The organism is Bacteroidota bacterium (assembly GCA_016715945.1).
GTDB lineage: Bacteria > Bacteroidota > Bacteroidia > Bacteroidales > F082 > JALNZU01.
On record JADJXJ010000001.1, the window covers coordinates 953,253 to 969,134 of the forward strand.

The 15,882-nt window shown below is 50.6% G+C and carries 16 protein-coding genes; 10 read left to right on the plus strand and 6 right to left on the minus strand.

Annotated features, from left to right (window positions below; translation table 11 throughout):
• Positions 1-30: 30 nt before the first annotated feature.
• From IPM52_03500 to IPM52_03515, 4 genes are all read right to left on the minus strand, one after another.
• Complete coding sequence (locus IPM52_03500; protein MBK9290685.1) at positions 31-1,647, minus strand: CTP synthase; 1,617 nt, start codon at positions 1,645-1,647, stop codon at positions 31-33.
• 105 nt (positions 1,648-1,752) lie between these two features.
• Positions 1,753-3,204 (minus strand): glyceraldehyde-3-phosphate dehydrogenase, encoded by a 1,452-nt coding sequence (locus tag IPM52_03505; GenBank protein ID MBK9290686.1) that lies wholly within the window; start codon positions 3,202-3,204, stop codon positions 1,753-1,755.
• 144 nt (positions 3,205-3,348) lie between these two features.
• Positions 3,349-4,215, minus strand: coding sequence for an RNA polymerase sigma factor RpoD/SigA (locus IPM52_03510; GenBank protein ID MBK9290687.1), 867 nt, complete (start codon positions 4,213-4,215; stop codon positions 3,349-3,351).
• A 174-nt stretch (positions 4,216-4,389) separates the two neighbouring features.
• Positions 4,390-5,868: a trypsin-like peptidase domain-containing protein gene (locus IPM52_03515; GenBank protein MBK9290688.1), complete on the minus strand. Its 1,479-nt coding sequence runs from the start codon at positions 5,866-5,868 to the stop codon at positions 4,390-4,392.
• Between the two features lie 174 nt (positions 5,869-6,042).
• On the opposite strand from IPM52_03515, the gene IPM52_03520 reads away from it, so the two are divergent.
• From IPM52_03520 to IPM52_03540, 5 genes are read left to right on the plus strand one after another with little or no spacing between them, the layout of a single operon-like run.
• On the plus strand, positions 6,043-6,846 hold the full coding sequence (locus IPM52_03520) for a diaminopimelate epimerase (GenBank protein ID MBK9290689.1): 804 nt from the start codon (positions 6,043-6,045) through the stop codon (positions 6,844-6,846).
• 11 nt (positions 6,847-6,857) lie between these two features.
• Positions 6,858-7,397 (plus strand): GNAT family N-acetyltransferase, encoded by a 540-nt coding sequence (locus tag IPM52_03525; GenBank protein ID MBK9290690.1) that lies wholly within the window; start codon positions 6,858-6,860, stop codon positions 7,395-7,397.
• Complete coding sequence (gene mltG, locus IPM52_03530; protein ID MBK9290691.1) at positions 7,394-8,467, plus strand: endolytic transglycosylase MltG; 1,074 nt, start codon at positions 7,394-7,396, stop codon at positions 8,465-8,467. The genes IPM52_03525 and mltG overlap by 4 nt, the downstream gene beginning before the upstream one ends.
• 9 nt (positions 8,468-8,476) lie before the next feature.
• Complete coding sequence (locus IPM52_03535; GenBank protein MBK9290692.1) at positions 8,477-9,820, plus strand: phosphomannomutase/phosphoglucomutase; 1,344 nt, start codon at positions 8,477-8,479, stop codon at positions 9,818-9,820.
• A gap of 3 nt (positions 9,821-9,823) precedes the next feature.
• Positions 9,824-10,240: a tetratricopeptide repeat protein gene (locus IPM52_03540; protein MBK9290693.1), complete on the plus strand. Its 417-nt coding sequence runs from the start codon at positions 9,824-9,826 to the stop codon at positions 10,238-10,240.
• Positions 10,241-10,251: 11 nt separating this feature from the next.
• On the opposite strand, the gene IPM52_03545 is transcribed toward IPM52_03540, so the two are convergent.
• Entirely contained in the window at positions 10,252-10,689 is a 438-nt protein-coding gene (locus IPM52_03545; GenBank protein MBK9290694.1) for a transposase, read from the minus strand.
• A gap of 99 nt (positions 10,690-10,788) precedes the next feature.
• Between IPM52_03545 and IPM52_03550 the strand changes: the two genes are divergently transcribed.
• The 3 genes from IPM52_03550 (at position 10,789) to IPM52_03560 (ending at position 12,365) form a co-directional block, all read left to right on the plus strand.
• Positions 10,789-11,265: a thiol reductase thioredoxin gene (locus tag IPM52_03550; GenBank protein ID MBK9290695.1), complete on the plus strand. Its 477-nt coding sequence runs from the start codon at positions 10,789-10,791 to the stop codon at positions 11,263-11,265.
• A gap of 14 nt (positions 11,266-11,279) precedes the next feature.
• Positions 11,280-11,636, plus strand: a complete 357-nt coding sequence (gene trxA / locus IPM52_03555; GenBank protein MBK9290696.1) for a thioredoxin — start codon at positions 11,280-11,282, stop codon at positions 11,634-11,636.
• 66 nt (positions 11,637-11,702) lie between these two features.
• Positions 11,703-12,365, plus strand: a complete 663-nt coding sequence (locus IPM52_03560; GenBank protein MBK9290697.1) for a WbqC family protein — start codon at positions 11,703-11,705, stop codon at positions 12,363-12,365.
• Here IPM52_03560 and IPM52_03565 read toward each other — a convergent pair.
• Positions 12,353-14,443, minus strand: a complete 2,091-nt coding sequence (locus IPM52_03565) for an HDIG domain-containing protein (protein MBK9290698.1) — start codon at positions 14,441-14,443, stop codon at positions 12,353-12,355. The two genes, IPM52_03560 and IPM52_03565, sit on opposite strands and share 13 nt — an antisense overlap.
• Before the next feature lie 106 nt (positions 14,444-14,549).
• On the opposite strand from IPM52_03565, the gene IPM52_03570 reads away from it, so the two are divergent.
• Together IPM52_03570 and IPM52_03575 are read left to right on the plus strand one after the other, a co-directional pair.
• On the plus strand, positions 14,550-15,311 hold the full coding sequence (locus IPM52_03570) for a C40 family peptidase (protein ID MBK9290699.1): 762 nt from the start codon (positions 14,550-14,552) through the stop codon (positions 15,309-15,311).
• Between the two features lie 162 nt (positions 15,312-15,473).
• Positions 15,474-15,827: a thioredoxin gene (locus tag IPM52_03575; protein ID MBK9290700.1), complete on the plus strand. Its 354-nt coding sequence runs from the start codon at positions 15,474-15,476 to the stop codon at positions 15,825-15,827.
• The last annotated feature ends 55 nt before the right edge of the window (positions 15,828-15,882 follow it).

The following is a 15,882-nucleotide window of genomic DNA, read 5'->3' on the forward strand; positions in this document are numbered from 1 at the left end:
CCCTGACCAAAGGCCACAGAAATCGGCCGGTCAGCCCCGCTTGCCGGTGTATTCTTTCACTGCAGCCACAAATCCCACAAATAAGGGATGCGGACGGGCTACCGTGCTTTTGTATTCGGGATGAAACTGTACGCCCACAAACCAGGGATGGTTGTCGAGTTCGATAATTTCGACCAGATTTTCGCTGGGATAAATGCCAACGGCACGCATGCCGGCCTTTTCGTAAGCCTTGCGGTAATCGTTGTTAAACTCATACCTGTGCCTGTGACGCTCCGAGATCATCGCTTCCTTGTAGAGTGCATACACCTTGGTTTCCGGCTCGAGCTTGCAGGGATAGGCCCCCAAACGCATGGTACCGCCGAGGTTTTTAATACCTTTCTGCGTATTCATGATGTCAATCACCGGATGGGGAGTGCGGGGATTCATTTCGGTAGAATGGGCATCGCGTAGTCCTAACACATTGCGCCCGAACTCGATAACTGCGCACTGCATCCCCAGGCAGATACCAAAAAACGGCACCTTGTTCACCCTGGCCCATTCGATGGCTGTGATCTTTCCTTCGATGCCCCGCCCGCCGAATCCGGGTGCCACGAGCACCCCACCAACATCATGAAGCTGCTCGTGCACATTGCCACTATCCATATGTTCGCTGTGCACATACTTTATCTTCACCCGGCATTCGTTGGCCACACCGGCATGTATAAATGCCTCATTGATCGACTTATAGGCATCTTTGAGCTCCACGTACTTGCCTACCAGAGCCACAGTAATCTCCGATTGCGGATGATGCAGCTTATGCAAAAATTCCTGCCATTTGCTGATGTCGATCTTATCCGGGATGGGGGTGTCTGTTTTGCGCAATACAGCAATATCGAGCTTTTCCTCGAGCATCAGCATGGGCACATCGTAAATGGAGGCTGCATCGATGCTTTCGATCACACTCGTAACCTCCACATTGCAAAACTGGGCAATCTTACCCCTTATGCTTTCGTTCAGTGGCTTTTCGGTCCGGCAAACGATGATGTCGGGCTGCACCCCCTGTTCGAGCATGGTTTTCACCGAATGCTGTGTAGGCTTGGTTTTCAGCTCACCAGCAGCGGATAGAAAAGGAACCAGCGTGAGGTGCACCACCGCACATTTGCGCCCCATTTCCCAGCGCATCTGTCGGATGGCTTCGATAAAAGGAAACGACTCGATATCCCCGACAGTACCACCAATCTCGGTGATGACAAAATCGAAGTTGCCGCTCTGACCAAGCAACTTGATGCGCCGCTTGATTTCGTCGGTGATGTGGGGAATCACCTGAACGGTACTTCCCAGGTAGGTCCCGGCCCTTTCCTCGTTGATCACGTGCTGATAAATCCTGCCCGTGGTAACGTTGTTGGCCTGTGAGGTGGGCACATTCGAAAACCTTTCGTAGTGCCCAAGGTCGAGGTCGGTTTCTGCACCGTCTTCGGTCACATAACACTCTCCATGTTCGTAGGGATTGAGTGTGCCCGGATCGACATTGATATAGGGATCAAGCTTCTGGATTGTAACCGAGAACCCCCTGCCCTGCAGCAACTTTGCCAGCGAAGCCGAGATAATTCCCTTGCCGAGCGAGGAAGTTACACCACCGGTAACGAAGATATACCTGGTATCTTTCATGGCTTATTGAATGTTCAACAAGCGGACAAAATTAAGTCGTAAAATCCAACAATGCCAATCCGGCGGTTAGCTGAGGCCAAATTTAAAGTTGCGGGCTTGTTTGCCTTAATAGTATCTGTAGCTCTTTACCCTTCCGATATGCCGGGCCAGTCGCACCACCTGGCTGGTGTAGCCAAACTCATTGTCGTACCATAGATACACAATGATGGTACGGCCATCGTTCGAAACCTTGGTGTTTGGGCTGTCGAAGATGCAGGCGCACGAATCGCCTATGCCATCCGACGACACAAATTCGGTGGCATTGCTGTAGCGTATCTGCTCGATAAGCGGTCCGCGAAGCGATGCATCCAGAAACAACTGGTTCACCTCGTCCACGGTCACCTGCTTGCGCACATCCAGCGTCAGTATGGCAAGCGACACATTGGGCACCGGAACGCGTACCGCATTGGATGTCAGCTTTCCGGCAAGGCTTGGGATGGCTTTGGTTGCGGCCGAATCGGCTCCGGTTTCGGTAATCACCATATTGAGCGGTGCAGCCCTTCCGCGGCGTGTTTTTTTGTGAAAGTTATCGAGCAGGTTCTGGTCGTTTGTGTAGGCATGAATGGTTTCGATATGCCCTTTCTCGATGCCGTAGTTTTCCTCGATGATCTTCAGGCCGGGCACTATGGCATTGGTGGTGCAGGAGGCCGCCGAAAAGATGGTTTCTTTGTCAATGTCCACCGCATTCTGGTTCACACCATACACAATGTTTGGAATGTCGCCCTTACCCGGAGCAGTCAGCAGCACCTTGCTGACGCCTTTGGCCTGCAGGTGTTGCGACAGGCTCTCACGGTCGCGCACCACCCCGGTATTATCAATCACCAGCGCATCGTGTATTCCGTAGGCAGTATAATCAATTTCTGAAGGACTGTTGGCCGATAAAAATTTGATGATCTGCCCGTTGGCAATCATGGCCGAGTTTTCCAGGTCCTCATTGGCCACACCATTAAACGGGCCGTGCACGCTGTCTTTACGGAAAAGCGAGATGCGCTTTCTGATCTCCTCCGGCTTGTTGCTGCGCGTCACTATGGCCCTCAGCCTCAGGTGCGAGCCGTTGCCCGCAAAAAGAATTAGCTCACGGGCAAGCAAACGACCTATGCGTCCAAAACCGTAAAGCACCACATCCTGGGTACGCGTACTGCGTGGAGGCGCTCCGATGAACTCCCTTAGTTTATCCTTTACGAATGAATCCACATCGGGATACTTGTCTTTCTCGTCCGTCCACTCCGAGTTTAGGCGCCCGATGTCTATTCTGGCAGGCGCAATATCCTGGTTCAGAATGGCTTTTGCAATCATCAGCGAGTCTTGTACCCGCACAGGCTTTTTGAGGATGGTTTCGGCACGGATGTGCTTGTTGAGGATCTTGCCTGTGCCGCGGTTCACCAGCACTGAGCGCAAAAGAATGAGTTCAACGGATTTCTCGTACCACAATCGGCTTACCACATTGATGAGCTCGGCAGCTGCCTGCTCATGATCAATCCAATGGCGGAGTGATGCATCAAACTGTTCCATAGGCATTTGGCTAAACGGTTTTGGGTTAACATTGGTTGTGAACAAATGTATAACCTTAATGCAAACGTTTGCACCAGCGTTAAAAAAAAATCAGCAAAAAAAAAAACTGCCATGGGTGGCATGGCAGTTTTTATCTCAGGTTTGCAGATGTTATTGTCCGAGATAGGCTTTAAGGAGCCTGTTTCGCGCGTTGTGTTTCAGTTTGCGGATGGCCTTTTCCTTGATCTGGCGCACACGCTCACGGGTGAGGTCAAACTTGGCGCCGATTTCTTCGAGGGTGTAGGCGTGATTCATCCCGATGCCATAATACATATTGATCACCTCTCTTTCCTTGTCGGCCAGCATGGCCAGCGAACGCTGTATTTCCTGACCGAGGGATTCGCGCATGAGGGGCTCATCCGTTTCCTCCACATCTTCGGGCACATACTGATCGAAGAACATCATGTCTTCGTCCTCAATGAGGGGTGCGTCGGTCGAGATGTGACGCGAATTGATTTTCAGCACGGCTTCCACCTTTTGTTCCGGCAGGTCGAGTTCTCGTGCCACTTCCTCGGTCGAAGGTGTGCGTTGCAGCTGTTGTTCGAGCTGCGACGATACTTTTTTCACCCTGTTCACCTGCCCCACCTGGTTCAGTGGGAGCCTGATGATGCGTGCCTGTTCGGCCAGGGCCTGCAGAATACTTTGCCTGATCCACCAAACGGCATAGGAGATAAACTTAAACCCACGGGTTTCGTCAAACCTGCGCGCGGCTTTGATCAAACCAAGGTTGCCCTCGTTGATCAGGTCAGGCAGACTCAGCCCCTGGTTCTGGTATTGCTTGGCCACCGAAACCACGAAACGAAGGTTGGCATTAACCAGCCTTTCCAGGGCCTTTTCATCGCCCAGCTTGATGCGCCTTGCGAGCTCCACCTCCTCCTCGGCAGTAATCATCTGTTCCCTGCCAATGTCCTGGAGGTACTTGTCAAGCGATTGGTTCTCGCGGTTGGTGATTGATTTGGTAATTTTGAGTTGCCTCATAGAATCTATAGTATGTTTAAAATTAACAGTTTACTTAACAATTTGTTCATTAGCATTATTCCCTGCCGGCAGGGTTTCGCTGCCCGCAGGGAATGGGGATGTATTTTTGTTTTGAATGGTATGTTGATTGCCTGGTCGTTCCTTTTACGAAGATTATTGCCTAAGGTTTCATTATTACCTCACAAATTCGAAACTTATGCGCATTCCGTTGGGGTACATACCCTGAACCCTGACTGTGCGCGAACGACTGTTGCCTAGCGCCGACTCAAGCTCCTCACGGCTGTCCACGGGCATGCCATTGATTTGCAGAATGATGAAGTCTTTTCCGATACCACCGCGACGCAGCACACCATCGCGCACATCTGTCACCTTCAGACCGGATTTGATTTTCAGCTCATCTTTTTCCGACTGCGAGAGCCGTGCAAGATTGGCGCCAAGGTCGGCATTGAAAAAGCTGGCTTCACGGGTAACTACTTTGGTATTCCCGTCCTGGTTGCGCAATTTGACATTCACCGTACGGGTCTGGCCATTGCGAAGGGTGAGAATCTCAACCACATCGCCCGGTCGGTACTGGCCCACAACTTCAAGCAGCTGCGAAAGCGAATTGACGGGTCGTTTGTTGATTTCGAGGATCACATCGCCCGATTTGATGCCGGCTTCGGCAGCCCCGCCGTTCTCGGTTACCCTGGCCACATACACCCCCTTAATGTTTTCTTCACCTGTTTTGTTGGCCAGCTCCTCATCCATTTCACGGATTTCCACACCAATGAAAGCGCGCTGAGGTTCGCCGAAACGGATGATGTCGTCCACGATCTTGCGCACAATATTGCCCGGAATAGCAAAGCTGTAGCCTTCGTAAACCCCTGTGCGCGAGGCGATGGCAGCATTGATGCCGATTAGCTCGCCGGAGGTATTGACAAGCGCACCCCCGCTGTTCCCACGGTTAATCACCGCATCGGTCTGAATGAAGGAATCGATGGACGAACGATTACCCAAAATATTGATGTTACGAGCCTTGGCACTCACAATACCGGCTGTTACCGTGGAAGTTAGGTTGAATGGATTACCCACCGCAAGCACCCACTCCCCAACCTTTACTTCGTCGGAATTGCCAAAAACAAGGAAAGGCAGGTTGCGACCGTCCACCTTGATGAGTGCAATATCGGTAGTGGGGTCCGTACCCACAATTTCGGCTGTCATGCGGCGCCTGTCGTTGAAGGTAACCTCAATTTTGTCGGCGCCTTCCACCACGTGGTTGTTGGTCACGATGTAGCCATCCGACGACAACACCACTCCCGAACCAAACCCGACCACACTGCGCTGATTCTGATGAAAAGGACTGCCATAGAGGTACTCGCGCAACGAACCAAAGAAATCGTCGTAGGTTGAGGTGCGTGTGCGCATTTCCGTTCGAATGTGCACCACAGCATTTACAGTGGTTTCAGCAGCTTCCACAAAACTGATTTCGGCCGGCATGGCTGCCAGACGGGCCTGATGTATGCTTGGCATATCAGGCTGCACGGCAGTGCGGGGCAACTGATTTTGCAGTATGTCGCCCTGCGGTTTGCTGTTCGAGGAAACAATGAGATAAATCAACAGAATGATTCCTCCGCCCAACATGCCCCAGAATAAGTCTTTAACTTTCCTGCTCATATCTGTCTTTTTTGATGAAACGTAATTGTTTGTTTTCTGTTTTTTTGTCAATGTTAATTCGTGTTAACACCTGATAAAAGAAATTTAAAGGGTTCGTCAAATCTGTCTAAATTTGCTACAAAAAGCGCACCAGGCCACACACAATGCCTTGCCCTTAACGTAATTTAACGCTGCATGAATACTTCCCGCCCTCATGAGTTAAAGTTCTGGAAATACCATGGTGCCGGCAACGATTTTATCATGGTTGACAACCGGCAGGATGCGCTTGATTTCGGGCCGGAACTCGTGCGGTTTCTTTGCGACCGACATTTTGGCATCGGGGCCGATGGCCTGATACGTATAGAAAACGCTGAAGGTTGCGATTTCAGGATGATTTATCACAATTCCGATGGTTTGGAGGGCAGCATGTGTGGCAACGGAGGGCGCTCCGCAGCGGCTTTTGCGCTCGAAAATGGCATTGCACCTGCCCACAGCCGCTTTCTGGCATTCGACGGTATGCACGAAGCCTGGGTCGAAAAAAAAGATAACGGACTGTTTCACGTGCGGCTCAGCATGGCCGATGTGGCTGCATATCAGGAGCATGGCGATGACCTCATCATCAACACCGGCTCACCGCATTACATCAAAAAAGTAGCGCATGTAGATGCAGTGGATGTGAATAACGAAGGCCGCCGGATACGGTACGACAAACAGATCTCGCGCGACGGGGTGAACGTCAACTTTGTTCAATTTGAGGGAGCCTCGCTGAAAGTGCGCACGTACGAGCGTGGTGTGGAGTGCGAAACCCTGGCCTGCGGCACAGGCGTAACCGCATCAGCCATAGCCAACTGCATCTGGAACGGCATCACCAGCTCGCACATCCGGACACTGGGAGGGGAACTGAAGGTCAGCCTCTTAAAGGATGGTGAGCTGTTCAGGGATATTTACCTCGAGGGGCCGGTGCAGAAAGTTTTCAGTGGCTCAATCTGTATCTACTAATCTCACAGAAGATGTTTGCCTCATCCGACAAAATATCACTCAGGGCAGTTGAGCCTGCCGATGCAGCCCTCATGTACGCCTGGGAAAACGATCAGAACGTGTGGGTACATGGCGACAACCTGCTGCCCTACGCGCTTTTCGAGATTGAACAATTTATCCTTGAGGGGCATGATTTTTACCGGAACAGGCAGGCCAGGTTTATGATTGATTATCAAACCAATGGAAGCAAAGAAACTGTAGGCATGGCCGACCTGTTTGATTTCCACCCGCACCACCGCCGGGCAGGTGTAGGAATATATGTGGCACCGGCATTCAGGCATCGTGGTATTGCCAAAACGGCCATCGGGCTGCTCAAGGAATATGCCTTCGAAACGCTCGAGCTTCATCAGATCTATTGCCATGTACTGGCTGAAAACAACATCAGTTTGAAACTGTTTGAATCTGCCGGATTTGAAAAAACCGCTGTCATGAAAGCCTGGATTTTCAGAAACGGCGACTTTCACGACCAGGTGCTGATGCAGTTGTTCAACCCTAAACACAAAGAACCATGAGTGCATACTATACTTCGGGCAGAGACCGCAGACGGCGCATGCTGAGACGAAGTTTAGGAATAATCACGCTTTTTTTGCTGCTTTTGTTTGCTGCAGCCGTACTGGTGTATATCACATTTTTCCGTCCTAACACCTACACTTCGGGACTACCGGTGGCCGAACTGATTATTCCCACCGGAAGCGACTTCGATAAAGCCAAAGAAATCATTTATGGCAAAGGCCTGGTCGAAAGCCGGACAACCTTCGAGTGGGCGGCATTCTGGTTGCAATACCACAAAAGTGTACGACCGGGTTACTACCTTGTTTACCCCGACATGAGCAACCTCGAGCTGTTGCGTATACTCCGTTCGGGGAGGCAGACCCCGGTCAAAGTCACATTCAACAGCCTGCGCGATGTGTATCAGCTTGCAGCAAGAGTTGGCGGACAGATTGAAGCAGATTCCGCATCCATAGCCAGCCTGCTGAGCGACTCGGCATATCTGGCTTTTCTGGGCTATAACCATCAGACTATTCCGGCCCTCTTCATACCCAACACCTACGAGTTTTACTGGACGACGACTGCAGAGGGTTTTGTTTCGCGCATGTTTCAGGAGCACAAACGTTTCTGGAACGAATCGCGGCGCGCCAAAGCCGAACAGATACCGCTCAGTCCGCTTGAGGTGAGCATTTTAGCTTCGATTGTGGAAAAAGAAACCAACAAAAACGACGAAAAACCCATTATAGCCGGGGTTTACATCAACCGGCTCCGCGGTGGCTGGAGGTTGCAGGCCGATCCCACCCTGGTTTTTGCCACACGCGATTTCGAAGCAAGACGAATTGTTGATTTTCACCTCAATTTCAACTCTCCGTACAACACCTATATGTACCCTGGTCTGCCCCCAGGCCCCATCTGCATCCCCTCAATCAGCTCCATCGATGCAGTGCTGAATCATCAAAAGCACAGGTTTCTGTATTTTTGTGCACGCGACGACTTGTCGGGCTACCACGCTTTTGCCGAAACATACGAGCAACACCAGTACAACGCCTGGAAATACCGACGGGCGCTCGACAGGTTAAACATCAGGAGATAAAACCTTATGATAAAAGCCTTTAAAGCCTACGATATCAGAGGAGTATGGGACAGAGACCTGAATGCGGACATGGTTTACCGCATCGGTTTTTTTCTGCCACAGATACTCGAAGCCAACCATATCCTCGTGGGCCGCGATGCCCGCAATTCCTCCCCTGCCCTTTTTGAAGCGCTCTGCAAGGGCATAACCGATGCCGGTGTTTCGGTATCGGATGCAGGCATCACCACTACCCCCATGATTTATTGGGGAACTGGCAGATATGGATTTCCAGGGTCGGTAATGATTACCGCCTCGCACAACCCGCCGGAATATAACGGCTTGAAAGTATCCGCCAGAAACGTAGTCCCTGTGGGCTACGACAATGGCCTCAGCCGTCTGGAAAAACTTGTCGAAAACGGGACAATCGAATCAAAAGCCAGGAAAGGAGAAGTTAAGCAATTCGATTTCAGGGAAGCCTACCTCGAATTTCTTTCCCAATACAAGAGCGACTTTTCCAATCTGCGCATCGGGGTTGATTGCAGCAATGGAATGGCCTGCCTGTTGGTTAAATCCCTGCTCGACAAAGATGCGTTCTACATTAATGACCTGATCGACGGCAATTTTCCCGGGCATGAACCTAACCCTTTGGAACCTGAAAACCAGGAACAAATCAAGCAACTAGTTGTCAACCGCCGTTGCGATATCGGTCTTATCTTCGACGGGGATGCCGACCGGGTGATGTTTATCGACGAAAACGGCCGTTTTGTTTCGCCCGACCTGATCATTGCCCTGATGGGGCATTACTTTTTCGAGTTTAAAGGAGGCAAGGGGCCGGTGCTTCAGGACATCCGCAGCAGCCGTGCCATTGCCGAATACCTCAGCCAATTTGGCGCCGAAGTGCACACCTGGCGTGTTGGCCGGGCCTACGGAGCAGGCAAGCTCCGCGAGATAGACGGAATCTACGGTGGCGAGCTCGCCGGTCATTATTACTTCCGCGATTTTTATTACTCCGACTCGGCCATGCTGGCAGCGCTCATTGTGCTCAGGCTGGTCAGCCAGTTCAAAGAAGCAGGTTTTTCGTTCTCACAGCTCATCAGGCATATCTCGGCCTACCACAGCACAGGCGAAATTAATTTCAGGATAAGCAAAAAACAGGAAGCCATGGATGCGGTACTGGAGCACTTTATGACCAAGGAAAAACCTGTTTCTTTCATGGATTTCGACGGTTACCGACTCGATTATCCGGATTATTGGTTCAACATCCGCCCCAGCAATACCGAACCCTACCTGCGTTTTCTGGCCGAAGCCCGCACAGCAGAAAAATTGCAGGAGATCGAACACAGGGTAAAAACCATCGTATCACAATTTGACTAACACATGTATCTGAATATCAAACTAATCGCACCTTTTCTACTGATGCTCGTCCTGGTGAGTTGTGGCACTAAGGAAGAGAAATTTCGCCATCACCTCGAAAACGGCATCGACCTGATCTATCAGGCCAGACATCGCGAAGCAGAAGCTGAATTGACCAAAGCCCTGAAATACAAACCCGACTCACACGAAGCGGTGTATTATCTGGGTGCATGCCGCCGCTCGCTGGGCGATGTGGAAGGCGCCAAGGCCCGGTTCGAAGAGGCCATCCGGCTCAATCCGCAATATCCTGACCCCTACCTTGGGCTTGCACTCATCTATCAGGATGTTTATCAGGACAGGGATATGGCCTGCCATTACTTTGTGATGGCCGAAGACCTGGGCATGAAAAGCCTGATGGACTATACAAAAAGGTGCAGGTAGCTCAGCGATTGTCAAACCTGGGTGGCCAGCCCCTGAACAAGTTTTTTCAGCGCCTCGGCTTTGCTGGCATCACCAAGGCATTCCATCACCTTGTGCTTAAACTTCCAGCAGGTCATCTGTCGTTTTGACATTTGTCTGCTCAATTCGTATGACGATATGTCCGGATTGCAACAAACCGAGACAGCTATCCGGAAGGCCTCATTGAGCGGAATCTTGCAGCGGTGAAACACAGTGTGCGCCAGCGCCGATTCCTCGGTCTTGCACCTGGTGCAGCGACGCGAATGCGGACGCTTTCCTTTGCAGAAATTGGTGTGACCACATTTGCGGCACACAAAACCATCACGCCATTTAATGTCGGCAAGCATGGCCAGCAGGGCATCCTCCGTGGGCTGTTCATCAATGCCGTTTTCAACGGAATTTACCTGAAGCTTGTCTGCCTCAACCATCATTGGTTATACCTTTGGAACAAAATTTGCTGCAAATTTAACAAAAGTGATATTCAAGCGATTTAAAATTTTATACTTTTGCACAAACTTTTAATAATGAACATGGCCAATAATTTCAGCATCCTGATTGCTGCCCTGCTACTGATGACCACGGCATGCAGCAACACGACCGGAAAACAGACCAATACCAATGAAAACCTGAATGTTTCAGGCAAACCTGAGTACCTGACATACGACACCTTCCTGGAAAAGGTGTGGAACTTTGAAAAGAACCCGCAGACCTGGGTGCACGAAGGCGAGCTTCCTGCCATTGTGGACTTTTATGCCGACTGGTGCGCACCTTGCCGCCGCATTGCCCCGATCATGGATAAGATTGCCAAAGATTACGAAGGCAGGCTCAAGGTTTATAAAATCGATGTGGACAAAGAACAGCGGCTCGCCAGTGTGTTTCAGGTGCGCAGCATCCCCTCGATCCTCTTTGTGCCCGTTCAAGGCCAGCCCATGATGCAAGCCGGCGCACTCACCGAGGAAATGTATATCAAAATCATTGAGGAAGAATTACTTAAAGCTAAAAATTAAACACAAACCAAATTATGTTGGAGCATCTGACCAAGCAAACCTTTCTTGAAAAGGTTTTCAATTACGAAGAAAACAGAGATTGGAAATTTGAAGGCGAACTGCCATGCATCATCGATTTTTATGCCGACTGGTGCATGCCTTGCAAGATGGTAGCCCCCATCCTGGAAGAGTTGGCCAAAGAATATGAAGGAAAGATCAACATCTACAAAGTGGACACAGAAGAAGAGCAGGAACTTGCAGCCGTTTTCGGCATCAGGAGCATCCCGTCGCTCTTGTTCTGCCCCAAGAATGGCCAGCCTCAGATGGCCATGGGTGCACTACCTAAAGAAACCTTCAAAAAAGCCATTGAAGACGTGCTGCTCAAAAACTGAGCTTAGATACGACAAACAAAAAGCCACGCCAATGGGCGTGGTTTTTTGTTTGGTATTTTTGCCGCCATGACAGATCAGGATTTGCCCATCGTTTTGCCGGTGGCCTACTTTCCACCCTTATCGTGGATGGCCATTTTTTTGGCAACCGAGGTTCCTTTGCTCGAGATCAACGAAACTTACCCCAAGCAAACCCTGCGCAACCGGTGTTATATCCTGGGAGCCAACGGCCCCCAGAGGCTCAGCGTTCCGGTGAAGAAACCACATGGAAATCACACGAAAACGAGCGACATCATTATCGACCCAACCCTGCCCTGGGCAATGCAGCATGAACGGGCTATTGCTTCGGCTTATCGCAGGACTCCTTATTATATGCATTACGAAGCTGAGCTTGCCGGCTTTTTCAGAAAACAACACAGCAGCCTGAGCGATTTGTGCCACGAGGGACTTGCACTTTGCCTGCGCATGTTGCGTACGGACAAAACCTGGGACTACACAAAGCAATTCAGTCCACACTCCCGCAACCTGGCGCTCCACTTTCCGTTTGAGACAACCAATCAGCCTGCCAAAATTTTTCCGGCTTATTTTCAGGCATTCTCCGACAGGCTTGGTTTTGTGCCCAACCTGAGTGTGCTCGATGCGATTTTTAATCTCGGGCCGACCGAAACCATGCTTTATCTGCGCCGTCTGGCAGCAGAAATCGGGAAAACATTCCCGGCCTATTCGGGATAAGCTATTCTTACATGGTAGATATTCAGCAGTTTTCGCTTGAATATCTTTTTCACGAGGTTGATGTCGCGAAGTGTGATATCGGCATTCACAAATTGCTGGTCAGCAAGTTGCTTGCCGATGATGTACTCGATGAGGTCGTTGATTTTTTGTTCCGTGGGTTGGCGCAGGCTACGTGAAGAAGCTTCCACCGCATCGGCCATCATCACAACAGCTGTTTCGCGCGAAAACGGGATGGGGCCATGGTACCTGAACCCCCGTTCGTCGAGCTGCACACCGGCCTGCTGGCGTTGAGCCATGATATAGAAGTAATCCACACGCGAAGTGCCATGGTGGGTGCGGATAAAATCGATGATCTGTTCCGGCAGTCCTGCCTTGCGGGCCATCTCAATTCCTTTAAGGACGTGGCCAATGATGATTTCGGCGCTTTCGGCGGGGGTAATGTCGTCATGGGGATTGTATCCACCAGCCTGGTTTTCAATAAAATAGTAAGGATTCTCCATTTTGCCAATGTCGTGATACAGCGCACCGGTGCGGGCCAGCAACACATGGCCTCCAATGGCTGCAAGCGCTTCTTCCGCCAGATTGGCCACCTGAATGGAATGCTGAAAAGTGCCGGGTGCGCGCAAAGCGAGTTCCCTGAGCAAAGGATTGTTGGTATTGCTCAGCTCGAGCAGACTGAGGTCGGAGATTACGCGGAAGATGCGCTCAAGCAGATAAATGAGTGGCAAAGAAAAGAGTGTCAGGGCACTGCTCGCTGCAAATCTGGCAACCATTGTCAGATCGAAGTGTGTCAGACCGGGAAGCTGCATCAGGCTAAATCCGGCATATACCGCAAGGTAGGCGAGAAAAATCAGCAAAGAGGTACGGAAGAAAAACAAGCGGCGGCTGTGACGCTCCAAACCAAAAACCACTACATAACCAACGACGAATTGCAGAAAGACAAACTGAAATGCATTAGGGACTGCGATGGCTATGAGGATGGTGGCGAGCAACTGGACAACAATGGTAGTGCGCGAGTCGAAGAAAGTGATCAGGATGATGGGCAGGATGCCAAACGGAAACAGGTAAAAATAACCTGGCGCTTTGTCGAGCAGCAACAATGCAGACACAACCGTAGAAAGCATGAGCAGCAAAAGCATATTGACTTTGCGGAGCTGGTCAAAAAGATCTGCCCTGAACTGCCGGATATAGAAGAACAGGATAACAAAGATGATTACTATCAGGATCGTTTCGCCGGCCCGCTGGCTGGTACGGCTCCATTGGTCGCCGGCCCTGCGGTCGTATTCCAGCCGCAATGAATTGAGTATGGTTTCCTTTTCTTCGTCCACCATCTCACCCTCGCTGATAATCAGCTCTCCTTTCTGAATCAGTCCAAAAGTAGGCGAGATGCGTTGCCAGGCCTGCTCCAGCTCCTGACGCGACATGGTTTCGTCATATATCAGGTTTTGCGTAAGCGATTTGGTGAGTAGGGTCAGGGCAGTCTGTCGGTCGCAGTAGCGCATGGTATCGGTAGCCTTGCGGAAACGGTCGAACGCATGCGTCAGGCTGTACACGTCGTCGATCGACTTTACCGCTACCGTGCGGTTACGGACAATATTTATGCGACCAGGAAAATCCTCCCTATCAAGTATGCTGTGGTGCTGAACGATCCCGACCTGATGTACCTGATCGAACAATGCGAGCAAAGAGCGGATGCAGATCCTGACTTCACGCGAAGGTCCGCGGAACTGCTCCATGGCAGCCTGCTCGAGCCTTTCCCTGCTCCTTGCAGTTTCAATTTCGTCGAAAACGAAGTACGGATAGACCTGCCGGCTCAGCTTTTTTCGCTCCGAGGCCAGCTGCGACTCAGTTTTATAGATCGTAAAGTCGAAAGGTGCGTAGAGGTGCGAATGCTGCCATACCCGTCCCCGCTGATATTCAAAGCCAAAACGCGCAGTGCGGGGCATAACCAGCACAACCAGCAAGGCTGCCAAAATAAACGACACCAGCATAACCACCGGATAGTGGATCCTGTAGAAGCTGTCGGTCAGCCTGTTTCGTAGTTTCTTTACCATGCGCAACGAAATTACATATTTCATGGTATCGGAGCATGCAACATATGTAATCAGTCCCGCACATTTGGCTGGCTTGTCATACCTTTACCCCAGATATCTGATCCATTATTACCGAAGAAACCCATTGATTATGTGGTATGTAAACATGCTGCCTGTTGCCAGCCTGCGCAAGGAACCCTCCGAAAAAAGTGAATTGGTCAGTCAGCTCCTTTTTGGAGAAGCCTACCAGATCCTCGACCGCCTTTCCGACTGGATGCTGGTAAAATGTCATTTCGACAACTATGAAGGCTGGATGAGTCAGGCACAACTATCAACCCATGAGCTAAACCCGGCAGATGCCTCCAGCGACTGGCTCGTGGCCGAACCTGTTATGCAGGTAAAAAATAACGACGGAAACCAAATTCTTCTGCCGATGGGAAGTTGTGTGGCGCCTTCGATATGCGACATATCGGCAGACACATTCGAAGAATGGCAGAAATCAGGACGTATTGTCAGCGCCGGAGATCCCAGCCCGGACAAGCTCATCCGTTTTGCAGCTCAATTGCTCGGAAGCCCCTACCTCTGGGGAGGTCGCAATCCGCTCGGCTACGACTGCAGCGGTTTTGTGCAGGTGGTATGTAAACTGGCCGGCCTGAAATTGCCAAGAGACGCCCGCGACCAGGCGCTCGTTGGCGAAATAATTGATTTTCAGGACCAGGCACAAGCCGGCGACCTCGCATTTTTCGATAACGAAAGCGGAAATATTATCCACGTGGGCCTGCTCGACGGCAAGGGAGGAATTGTTCACTGCTCGGGCAAGGTGCGACACGACAGCCTGGATGCATATGGCATATTCAACCGCGAAACAAAAAAACACACCCACAAATTGCGGCTCATCAGACGGCTGTTGTAAGTAGGCCTCATCAACCTCAAAATTATCACATTGAATTATAGCGATTTACACCTTTCATCCACAAGCATCCAGGTAGCTTGTGAAAATTTTAAATCGCTTTAGTATCACTATTTGGCATAATTTATGATCTTTGCAGCGTGAAACGTTTAAAAACACTGAACAATGGTACTACCTACAAATCTTGAACACGTTGCAACGGCAAAGGAGCTTCAGCAACTGATTGAAACACATGAAAATGTAATGGTATGTTGCGGCCGCATGGGGCCGATGTGCATACCTGTATATGGAATAATGGAAGAGCTGCGCGACGAATATACGCATGTGGCTTTCCGCGACATGGCATTCGATTCACCCGAAGCTGCGGTAATCCGTAATTTGCCCGAGTGCCGCAATTTTATGGGACTGCCGTTTACCGTTTACTACAGGAATGGTAAGGTAGTTGCCGCCACAAGCAGCATTCAGACACGCGACCAGATTACCACCATTCTCGATCGCGAATTCGGGAAACCTGAATAAAACAAATATTTAGCCCGGAACGATGTTCCGGGTTTTTTTAACCCAAACAAAAGCA

What these genes read in the sequence shown, in the direction of transcription:
- IPM52_03500 (MBK9290685.1), bottom strand. Translation starts at nt 1,647, where the DNA reads ATGAAAGATACCAGGTATATCTTCGTTACCGGTGGTGTAACTTCCTCG.
- IPM52_03505 (MBK9290686.1), bottom strand. Translation starts at nt 3,204, where the DNA reads ATGCCTATGGAACAGTTTGATGCATCACTCCGCCATTGGATTGATCAT.
- IPM52_03510 (MBK9290687.1), bottom strand. Translation starts at nt 4,215, where the DNA reads ATGAGGCAACTCAAAATTACCAAATCAATCACCAACCGCGAGAACCAA.
- IPM52_03515 (MBK9290688.1), bottom strand. Translation starts at nt 5,868, where the DNA reads ATGAGCAGGAAAGTTAAAGACTTATTCTGGGGCATGTTGGGCGGAGGA.
- IPM52_03520 (MBK9290689.1), top strand. Translation starts at nt 6,043, where the DNA reads ATGAATACTTCCCGCCCTCATGAGTTAAAGTTCTGGAAATACCATGGT.
- IPM52_03525 (MBK9290690.1), top strand. Translation starts at nt 6,858, where the DNA reads ATGTTTGCCTCATCCGACAAAATATCACTCAGGGCAGTTGAGCCTGCC.
- mltG (MBK9290691.1), top strand. Translation starts at nt 7,394, where the DNA reads ATGAGTGCATACTATACTTCGGGCAGAGACCGCAGACGGCGCATGCTG.
- IPM52_03540 (MBK9290693.1), top strand. Translation starts at nt 9,824, where the DNA reads ATGTATCTGAATATCAAACTAATCGCACCTTTTCTACTGATGCTCGTC.
- IPM52_03545 (MBK9290694.1), bottom strand. Translation starts at nt 10,689, where the DNA reads ATGATGGTTGAGGCAGACAAGCTTCAGGTAAATTCCGTTGAAAACGGC.
- IPM52_03550 (MBK9290695.1), top strand. Translation starts at nt 10,789, where the DNA reads ATGGCCAATAATTTCAGCATCCTGATTGCTGCCCTGCTACTGATGACC.
- trxA (MBK9290696.1), top strand. Translation starts at nt 11,280, where the DNA reads ATGTTGGAGCATCTGACCAAGCAAACCTTTCTTGAAAAGGTTTTCAAT.
- IPM52_03560 (MBK9290697.1), top strand. Translation starts at nt 11,703, where the DNA reads ATGACAGATCAGGATTTGCCCATCGTTTTGCCGGTGGCCTACTTTCCA.
- IPM52_03565 (MBK9290698.1), bottom strand. Translation starts at nt 14,443, where the DNA reads ATGAAATATGTAATTTCGTTGCGCATGGTAAAGAAACTACGAAACAGG.
- IPM52_03570 (MBK9290699.1), top strand. Translation starts at nt 14,550, where the DNA reads ATGTGGTATGTAAACATGCTGCCTGTTGCCAGCCTGCGCAAGGAACCC.
- IPM52_03575 (MBK9290700.1), top strand. Translation starts at nt 15,474, where the DNA reads ATGGTACTACCTACAAATCTTGAACACGTTGCAACGGCAAAGGAGCTT.